Raw genomic sequence first — 9,829 nt, 5'->3', positions numbered from 1 at the left:
GGACTGGCAAAAGCGCCGGCACCCGATGCGGCGGACCTGCGTGCCTTTTTCTTACGGGTGCGGGCGCATCTGGATACGGGCGCCAAGCTCCCGAGCGAGATCGGGCGCGAGCTGAAGGGGGCGCTCAAGCAGACGGCCAGGCTTAAGCTCGATCAGGGCGAGATGGCGTCGATCTGCGAAACCCTGCGCCGCACCGACCTGCACGAGGTGCGGCAGGCCTTCGCGGAGGCTGCCTTGAAGCGCTGGCGCGGCGAGCCGGTCTTCGAGCTGCATGCGTTCGAAGCCCGCCACAGCGGGACTGTGCCTTGGAATATCCCGATGCGGGAGATGCTGCGGTTGGAGCAGGCGCTCGAGCGCGCCCGGGACAACGGTGACTCCCGTCTGGTGCATCGGCTCATCGAGATCCTGAGCGGCCCTCCGCTGCCCCTCGGGGGGCCGCCGCGGGGTGGTTTCGGAGGTGGCTTCATCGACGATGGCTGGGAGGACGAGGACGAGGACGACGACGACATCGACGCCCCGCTCGTCGACAGCGACATGGCCGGGAGGTCGATCGCGCTCTTGGCCGACATGATTCGCACGCTCGGGCCGAGCGGCTTCCGCGCCCTGATGAAGATGCCGGGTCCGATCGGCGAATCGATGCGCGAGATCGAGCGCGACATGGGCAAGGAGGCATTGGATCTGATGATCAATGCCTTGGCGGCGGACCTCGATGTCGAAGATCTGCCATTTCCGGATCCGAGCCTCTTCGACAGCGGACCGTCTCCGAGCAAGCGCAAACGCAATCGCGCCAAACGAAAGCGCCGCTGAGCGGGCCGATGCCGGAGTCCCCGGAACGTCCGAACCCTGACCATTTGAACCGCGTTCCCGCCGACACCGCGGGCCCGTACGAGATCGAATCCAGACGACGACACCGCATGCCCCGCCGGACGCGGTTCAACAACCATCGGACCCTGATCGCATGACCGACCCCTTTCTCATCCTCGGCGTCCCCTTCGATGCGGACGACGCCGCCATCGAATCGGCCTATCTCGCCGGTCTGCGCCGCGCCTCCCCGGAGCGCGATCCGGCGGGTTTCGAGGCGTTGCGCGCGGCCTACGAGAAGATCCGCACCCGCCGTGATCGCCTCGCCTACGGGCTGTTCGATCAGACGCCGCCGACCGCGGCCGACATCCTGGCCAAGGCCGCGCCCGTGGGCGAGCCGCGACGCCCGAAGCGGGCCACGTTGACCGCGTTGCTGCGCGGAGAGGTCTGACGCATGGATGATGCAAAGGCGGCGTTGCTCGAACGTTTCCGGGCTTATCTGGAGGTAGAACCGAACGCACCCGAGGGCTCGGATGCGGGCATCGACGATACGGACGAGACCGACGCGCCGGATCTCTTCACCCTGCTCGCCGAGCTGGCTGCGCTCAAGAACGAGGTCAAGCTCGAGTCGCGTCAGGTCAAGACGGCCTTGGAGCAGTTCCGTGACCTCTTCGACAGCCTCCGTCAAGCGAACGAGCATCTGTCCGCCGAGCTTTCCCGGCGCCAGCAGGATGTCCGCGACATCGCCCTGAACGCCGAGCGCGACATCCTGCTCGAGCTCGTCGAGCTGCGCGACCGTATGCGGGACGGTCGCGGTCAGGCCGCCGCCTATCGGCCGAATTGGCTTGCCCACGCCAGCGGTGCCGCCGAGTTCATCACCGGCATGACCCAAGGCTTGAGTATGAATCTACGCCGGCTCGACGAGACCCTGGATCGGCGCGAGGTGCGTCCGATCCAAGTCGTCGGGCAGCCCTTCGATCCGCGGATCATGCGCGCACTCGAGGTCGGGCGCGATCCCGCCCTGCCGATCGGCACGGTGCTCGCGGAGCTGCGCACCGGTTATCGGCGCGGCGAGTCGCTCCTGCGTCTCGCCGACGTCATCGTCAACAAATTCGAGGACCATCCCCAGTGAGCGACATCATCATCGGCATCGATCTCGGCACCACCAACTCCGAGGTCGCGGTGGTCGAGGAGGGTCGGGTTCGGCTCATCCCGGTCGACGGCAGCCCCATCCTGCCCTCCGTGGTCGGGATCGCGGACGACGGCGCCCTCTTGGTCGGTCAGAGCGCGCGCAATCAATACATCCTGGCCCCGGAGCGCACCATCCGTTCGGTGAAGCGGCGCATGGGCGAAGACACCGTCATCGAGATGGGCGCGCAACGCTACAGTCCGCAGGAGATCTCGGCGCTCATCCTCGGCCGGCTCAAGCGCGCGGCCGAGTCCGATCTGGGCCAACCGGTGAGCAAGGCGGTCATCACGGTCCCGGCCTACTTCTCCGACGCGCAACGCCAGGCGACCCGCGACGCCGGCGAGCTGGCCGGGCTGGAAGTGGTGCGCATCATCAACGAGCCGACGGCCGCCGCACTCGCCTACGAGGTCGATCACCAGGAGCCCAAGACCATCCTGGTCTACGACCTGGGCGGCGGCACCTTCGACGTCTCGGTCGTGCGTCTCGCCAAAGAGGTCACCGAGGTCCTGTCGAGCCACGGCAACAACCAGCTCGGCGGCGACGACTTCGACGGGAGGATCCTCGATTACCTGGTCGCCCATCTCAAGGATCAGGGCACGGACCCGAGTGCGAACCGCGTCGCGATGGCGCGTCTGACCCGCGCGGCTGAAACCGCGAAGATCGCGCTCAGCGACGCCCCCTTCGTGCGCATCGACGAGGAATATCTCCTCGAGCATCAGGGCAAGCCGGTCAACCTGTCCCTGGAGCTCTCGCGCGACGACTACGAGGCGATGATCGCCCCCTATATCGACGAGACCATGGACGCGGTGCACACCGCGCTCGAAGGGGCCGGTTTGGGCATCGAGGACCTCAGCGAGGTGCTGCTGGTCGGCGGCGCGACCCGCACGCCTTTGATCCAGCAGCGTCTCGAAGAGCTGCTGCGGATGCAGCCGCGCAGCGAGGTCGACCCGGATCTGTGCGTGGCGAGCGGTGCGGCCATCCAGGCGGCCGTGATCGGCGGCCAGCGCGTCTCGCGCGTGCTGGTGGACGTTACGCCCTACACCTTCGGGACCAGCGCGCTGGGCGAGCTCAACGGCGAGTTTTATCCCTTCGTCTACATCCCTTTGATCCGCAAGAATACCCCGATCCCGGTGACCAAGAGCGAAGCCTTCTCCACCATCGAGGACGGCCAGGCCGCGATCGACGTGCGCGTCTATCAAGGCGAGGACCCGGACGCGCTCAACAACACCGAGATCGGCGCCTTCCGTATCGAAGGACTGAGCGACGCACCGGCCGGCAACGTCATCGTCACCACCTTCTCGCTCGACGTGAACGGTATCCTGAAGGTGACCTCGCGCGAGAAGCGCACCGGGCTCGAGCAGCGCATCGTCATCGACAACGCCACCGCCCGCTTCGAGCAGGACACCATGGCCGCCGCACGCGCACGCATCGGCGCACTCATCGACGGCGACTTCAGCAGCGAGCCGAGCGATGGGTCCGAGACCCTCGGGGAAAGCGTCGCGGCGAGTGCCGAGCGACGCGACAGCGTTCAGGCCACGGCCCTGATCGAAAAGGCGGAGCGCCTGATGGAGACCGCCAATTCGGAGGACCGCGAAGACCTGGTGAACCTGATCGAGACCCTGCGCGACGCGGTCGCGGCGCATGACGATGTCGCCATCCACGAGGCGATGGACGGGCTCTCCGATCTGATCTTCTATCTGGAATCCTGAGTCGGGATTTCTTGGTTCCGGCGCTGTCAGGTTAAGGTTATGGACCGTTGCCCCAATTGTCGCGCCCGTCTCGATGGCTCCGATCAGTGCCGTCGCTGCGGGCTTGAGCTGAAGCTGCTGCAGGCGGCCGATCGAGCCGGCGATGCCGCCGTCGCACGCGCGATCCGTCGCCTCGCCGCGGACGACAGGACCGGCGCCATCCGCGAGCTTAAGCAGGCGCGGGCCTTGTCGGCAGGAGCGTTCGTCTCCGCCCTGCTCGCCTTTGCCCGCGCGACATCCACTCCCGAGTCCGCCCATGACATTACAGCAGGCCCTCTGGCTCCTGACTGCCGAGCAACTGAAACAGCGCCGCAACCTGTTGTTGAGCGGGAACCGCTCGACTCGGAAAGCGGAGATGGTCGAGGCGATCGCTCATGAGCTCTTGTCGGCGGACCTAAGCCAATACTGGGGGCGGCTCTCCGAGCTCGAGCAAAACGCCCTCGCCGAGAGTGTCCATCGCTGGGGCGGATTCTTCGACCGCGCCGGCTTCAAGGCACGCTACGGATCGCTTCCGAGCCTCGTCGAGCCGGTGACCTATTCCTATTCGCGGCCCGAGCGCGACCGCCAAGAGCGGCGTTCGCTGCTGCCGCTCTTCTTCTACGACGGATCGATCCCGGAGGATCTGCGCAAGCGACTGGCGTCGATCGTCGCGGTGCCGACGCCGCTCGAGATCGTGAGCTTCGCCGACGAGGACCTGCCGACGAGCATTGCCTCGACGATCATCCTGGAGCCCGAAGAGGAGGCATCCGAGCCGCTGCGGCGTCTCGTCACCGAGACCCTTATCCATCATGACCTTCCGGGCGTGTTGCGCCTGATCGGTCAGGGCCGCATCAGCGTCGGTGCCAAGACGGGTCTTCCGAGCAGCGCCTCCATGACCAAGCTGGAGAGCGTTCTGCTCGGCGGTGACTGGTACAGCGCGGACGACGACCTGGACGAGCCACGCTCGGTGGGCGGTCCGATCCGGCCGATTCGCCCCTTTGCCTGGCCGCTCCTGCTGCAGGCCGGCGGGCTCGCGAAGGCCGACGGCAGCAAGCTCGTCCTGACCGCGCGCGGCAACAAGGCGCTGTCTCAGCCGGTCGAGGAGGTGGTCTCGCACCTCTTCGCGCGCTGGCAACAGAAGGGCACCCCCGATGAGCTGCGTCGCGTCGATTTGATCAAGGGGCAGACGGCAAAAGGGGTGCGACTCAGCGCAGTGTCGGAGCGCCGAGCGGTCATCGCCGACGCGCTGCGGGACTGCTGTCCTCCGGGCCGCTGGGTGGCCATCGACGAGCTCTTCCGACAGATGCAGTTCCGCGGCCGCCGCTTCGCGGTGACCGAGAACGCCTGGGGGCTATATTTCGTCGATCAAAACTACGGCAGCTTGGGCATGAACGGCGCCGACGGTTTCGAGATCCTCCAGGGTCGCTACATCCTTGCCTATCTCTTCGAGTATCTCGCCACACTGGGCATGCTCGATGTCGCCTACACCTCACCCTACGGCGCGAGGTCTGACTACGAGGACGCCTGGGGTGTCGATGAGTTTGCCTTCCTGAGCCGTTACGACGGGCTCAGGTACATCCGGCTAAACGCACTCGGGGCCTACTGTTTGGGGCTGGCCGAGACCTACGAGCCCGTGCTCCCGAAACGACCGCCGCTATGCTCGATCGGGGCCGATCTGCTCGTGACCCTCGAGCGCGAGCCCGAGCCGGCCGAGCGGCTGATGTTGGAGCAGATTGCCCAGCCACTCTCGCCAAGGCTTTGGCATCTGGATCCCGATGCCGTGCTGCGGCACAGCGCCGACACCGGCGAGCGAGGGCGCATCCGCGCATTCATCGAGTCGTCGACGGACGAGACCCTGCCGTCCGAGGTCGTCCAACTGCTGCGCGACGTCGATGAGCGCGCGACCGCACTCGCCGACGCCGGACCGGCTCGGCTCGTCAAATGCCGTGATCCCGCCATTGCCGTCATGCTGACCTCGGATCCCGTCACGGCCCCGCACTGCACCCGCGCGGGCGAGCGCCTGGTGTGTGTCCCCGAGCCCAAGCTCGCCGCCTTCCGAAAGGGGCTTGCCAAGCTGGGTTTTGTGCTCCCGGAGACCGGCAATGGCTGATGCGCTCGCCGCCTATCGCGCGCTGCCGGCGGACGAGCAACGGATTCTGCGTGTGCTCTCGGTGATCTGCGAGCCGATTGCCCGAGACCGTCTGCAACAGATTCTGGACGTCTTGGAGTGGCGCGATCGGGCGGGGGCACCCTTGAGTCGGCATGCCGACGAGGCCCTGGTCCGGCGCTTGGTCGGGTCCGGCCGGATCCAATCGGAGCGCAGCGCGATCGCCTGTCATCGCGATCTGCTCGAGCCCCTGACGCGCGAGACGCTCGCCGACGGGACCTTCGAGTCGATCGTCGCGGCGGCCGAGCGGGTCATTCCGGTCGTCCCCCCGAACGCCCCCACCTGGCTCGTACCGAGTCCCGAGCGGCGTCTGCGGATGGTCCGCGTTGCCTTGTATTCCGGGCGTCAGGACGAGGCGCTGCGGATGTTCGCCTTGAGCGATCAGGTTGCGTTGAGCGGTTTGTCCGCGGCCCATGTCATGCCGCTGACCCTGGTCTTGACGTCCTCGACGGACCCCGCCTGGTTGGAAACACTCGATCCCCGGCTCAAGATCGCCGGCCTTGTTCCGCCGTTGCGCCTGGCCGCCCGCGACATGATCGAGCGCACCGGCGTCTATGCCCTCATGGAGCAGCTCTTCATCCCGCTCGTCGGAACCCATCCCGAGGTCGCCGACGCACTGATCGAGCAGAGGCTGCAGCGCGGCCGGCTTGCCGAGGTTCCGTCCTTACTGGAGGGACGCAGCGATCCCGCGGCCTTGGTCCAGCGCGGTTGGCTGGAGTTCCTCCTCGGACACTACGAGCAGTCACTCGACGCCTTCGAGGCGGCCCGGGAAACCATCCGCAAGTCAACCCGCAAGCGCAAGGTCTATCTGCCCGGGATTCCGGGTGTTCTGGCCTTGCTGACGCGCCTGCGGCGCGGCGAGCGGGAGGACTTCGAGTTTGTTCAGCAGCAGGTCGCGATCTGTCTGCGCGCCGATGTCTCCGACCCCGTCGAGCCGGTGTATCGCCTGCTCGGCGAGTTGGCGACCGTCTTGGCCGGACAGCGGCGGGTGGACGAGTGCGCCTGGCTGGAGCAACGCCTCGGGTTGCGCGGCGCCTTCGTGCTCCTGTTTCAGTCCCTGATGCTGCATTGGCTCGGCGAGCGGCCGGCGCCCGAGGCGCTCGACGACCTGGCCGGTTGGGCTGCGAAGGCGAATCAGGCCGGGTTTCTCTGGTACGCCCACGAGGCTGCGGCACTCCTGCATGCCTTTGGTTTCGAAGGCGAGCGCCCGCAGCTCGGCGCGCCGCCGGACGGTCTGGCGTCGATGACCGATCTGCTCGCACGCAAGGCGACCTGGGAGATCGCACTCGACGCACTCAAGGGACTCGGCGCCCATGCCGCACCCGGTAACGACACCACCGAGGGCGCCGATCGGCGCATGGCCTGGCAGATCGGCTTCGTCAAGACGTACGCCATGCTGGAGCCGCGCGAGCAGAAGCGCATGAAGCGCGGCGGTTGGACGAGCGGGCGTGCCGTGTCGCTGCAGAAGCTGGTCGAAGAGCCGGAGAGTTTCGGCTATCTGACCCCGCAGGACCGCGAGATCTGCGCCTGTATCGTGCGCGAGCAGGGCACGACCTGGTATGGCGGCTCCGACCGCCTGAGTTATCGCTTCGATGCGGACCGTGCGCTGCTCGCCGCGGTGGGTCATCCGCTGCTGACGGTACGCCGGCAGGGGGGCAACGGCGTCACCGAGCTCCCGCTGGAGCTGGTGCTCGGCGACCCCGTGCTCTCGGTGGTGCGATGCCACGAGGATATCCTGGTCGCCATCGAGCCCTTCCCGCCTGAAGGCCGTTCGCTTCTGCCGGTCGACGAGACCTCGAAACGCGTCCGTCTGTTCCAGTTCGAGACGGCCCATCGCGAGATCGCCCGCATCCTGGGGCCCGGCGGCCTGAAGGTCCCCCGCGACGCGGAGGCCCGACTGCTCGAAGGGCTGGCCGCCGTGGCCCCGATGGTCACCGTCCATTCGGATATCGCCGGGGACGACAGCGCCGCCGAGACGATGGCCGCCGACGCCCGGCCGCACCTCCACCTGAGCCCCTTCGCTGCCGGTCTGAACCTCGAGCTGCGGATGCACCCGTTCGGCGACAGCGGTCCGCAGCTCCTGCCGGGGCAGGGGCGGGCGACCCTGATCACCGAGATCGAAGGGCGCGCCGTACGCTGTACCCGCGACCTCGAGGGTGAGCGCACCGCGGCACGCGAGGTGCTCGACGCCTGTCCCGCTCTCCGCGACAACGAGTCCTGGAGCTGGTCGCTCGACGATCTCGAAACGGCGCTGACGACGCTCGAGCAGCTCCACGCGCTCGGCGAGGCGGTCGTTCTGGATTGGCCCGAAGGCAAGCGGATCGGACTGACTCCCGAGATGCAGATGGCCCAACTGCGCGTCAAGATCGAGCAGGAGGGCGACTGGCTCGACCTTCAGGGCGAGATCCGGCTCGACAGCGGTCGGATCCTCCTCATGCAGGAGCTGCTGGATCTCGCGGCTGCTGCGAAGGGGCGGTTTATCCCGCTCGGCGAGCGCGACTTTCTGGTCCTCAGCCAGGCGTTGCGGCGCAAGCTCGACGGTCTGCGCGGTCTGACCGACAACGGCCGCTTCCACCCGCTCGCCGCACCGGCCATCGCCGAGGCGATCGACGGCATGACGCTCGATGCGGACAAGGCCTGGCAGTCCCTGCTCGATCGCCTCGCCGCCGTCGAGGAGCTGGAGCCCGAGATCCCCTCCACCCTGCAGGCCGAGCTGCGCGACTACCAGATCGAGGGTTACCGCTGGCTCGCCCGGCTCGCGCATTGGGGCGCCGGCGCCTGTCTCGCCGACGACATGGGTCTCGGCAAAACCCTCCAGGCGTTGGCCCTGATCCTGTCGCGTGCACCCAAGGGTCCGACCCTGGTGTTGGCGCCCACCTCGGTCTGCGGCAACTGGGTCGACGAGGCCGGTCGTTTCGCGCCAACCTTGCAGCCGCGCCGCTTCGGGCCCGGCGATCGGACCGCGATGCTGGACGCCGCCGGCCCCTTCGATCTGATCATCTGCAGCTACGGTCTCCTGCAGACCGAAGGGGAGCGTCTCGCCGCGGTGCCCTGGGAGACCATCGTCGCGGACGAGGCCCAGTCGTTCAAGAATGCCCTGACCAAGCGCTCGCAGGCCATCATGCGGCTCAAGGGGGCGTTCCGGATGCTCACCACGGGGACGCCTGTGGAGAACCATCTCGGCGAGCTGTGGAACCTCTTCCGCTTCATCAATCCGGGTCTGCTCGGCTCGCTCGAGACCTTCAACCGCCGCTTCGCCATCCCGATCGAGCAGTACAGGGACACGGGCGCGCGGCATCGTCTGCGTCAACTGCTGCGCCCCTTCATCCTGCGCCGGCTCAAGAGCGAGGTCCTGAGCGAGCTGCCGCCGCGCACCGAGATCACCTTGCGGCTGGAGCTCAGCGACGGCGAGCTGGCCCTCTACGAGGCGATGCGCCGACAGGCCGTCGAGCGCCTGTCCGACCCGGGGGCAGCGGCCAACCCCGGTCAGCAACGCATTCAGCTCCTCGCCGAGATCGTGCGTCTGCGGCGTGCCTGCTGCCACCCGCGTCTGGCGCTTCCGGACAGCGATCTGTCGAGCGCCAAACTCGATGCCTTCAACGAGATCCTCGACGAGCTTCTCGAGAACCGCCACAAGGCGCTCGTCTTCAGCCAGTTTGTCGACCACCTCTCACTGATCCGCGCCCATCTCGACGCCCGCGGAATCCGCTACCAATATCTCGACGGCTCCACCCCGGAACCCCAGCGCCGCGCCGCCGTCGCCGCCTTCCAGGCCGGCGAGGGCGAGCTCTTTCTGATCAGCCTGCGTGCCGGGGGCGTCGGTCTGAATCTCACCGCCGCGGACTATGTGATCCATATGGATCCTTGGTGGAATCCCGCCGTGGAGGATCAGGCCTCGGACCGCGCCCACCGCATCGGTCAACAGCGACCTGTTACCGTCTATCG

General features: G+C 67.4%; 6 protein-coding genes. All 6 read left to right on the top strand.

The window, feature by feature from the left end; genetic code table 11:
* A partial coding sequence (locus VLR48_RS08810; RefSeq protein WP_325291423.1) for a hypothetical protein occupies positions 1-807 on the top strand: 807 nt, incomplete at its 5' end.
* Positions 808-958: 151 nt separating this feature from the next.
* Positions 959-1,252, top strand: a complete 294-nt coding sequence (locus tag VLR48_RS08805) for a molecular chaperone DnaJ (protein WP_325291422.1) — start codon at positions 959-961, stop codon at positions 1,250-1,252.
* A 3-nt stretch (positions 1,253-1,255) separates the two neighbouring features.
* Positions 1,256-1,933: a nucleotide exchange factor GrpE gene (locus VLR48_RS08800; RefSeq protein WP_325291421.1), complete on the top strand. Its 678-nt coding sequence runs from the start codon at positions 1,256-1,258 to the stop codon at positions 1,931-1,933.
* Positions 1,930-3,699 (top strand): Hsp70 family protein, encoded by a 1,770-nt coding sequence (locus VLR48_RS08795; protein ID WP_325291420.1) that lies wholly within the window; start codon positions 1,930-1,932, stop codon positions 3,697-3,699. Before VLR48_RS08800 ends, VLR48_RS08795 begins: the two co-directional genes overlap by 4 nt.
* A gap of 295 nt (positions 3,700-3,994) precedes the next feature.
* Positions 3,995-5,827, top strand: coding sequence for a hypothetical protein (locus tag VLR48_RS08790; RefSeq protein WP_325291419.1), 1,833 nt, complete (start codon positions 3,995-3,997; stop codon positions 5,825-5,827).
* Positions 5,820-9,829 (top strand): DEAD/DEAH box helicase (locus VLR48_RS08785; RefSeq protein ID WP_325291418.1); only part of this gene is annotated, 4,010 nt, incomplete at its 3' end. The genes VLR48_RS08790 and VLR48_RS08785, both read left to right, overlap by 8 nt.

This window comes from Thiocapsa sp. (assembly GCF_035467215.1).
Classification (GTDB): Bacteria; Pseudomonadota; Gammaproteobacteria; order Chromatiales; family Chromatiaceae; genus Thiocapsa.
This window is presented reverse-complemented; position numbering and strand designations above follow the sequence as displayed.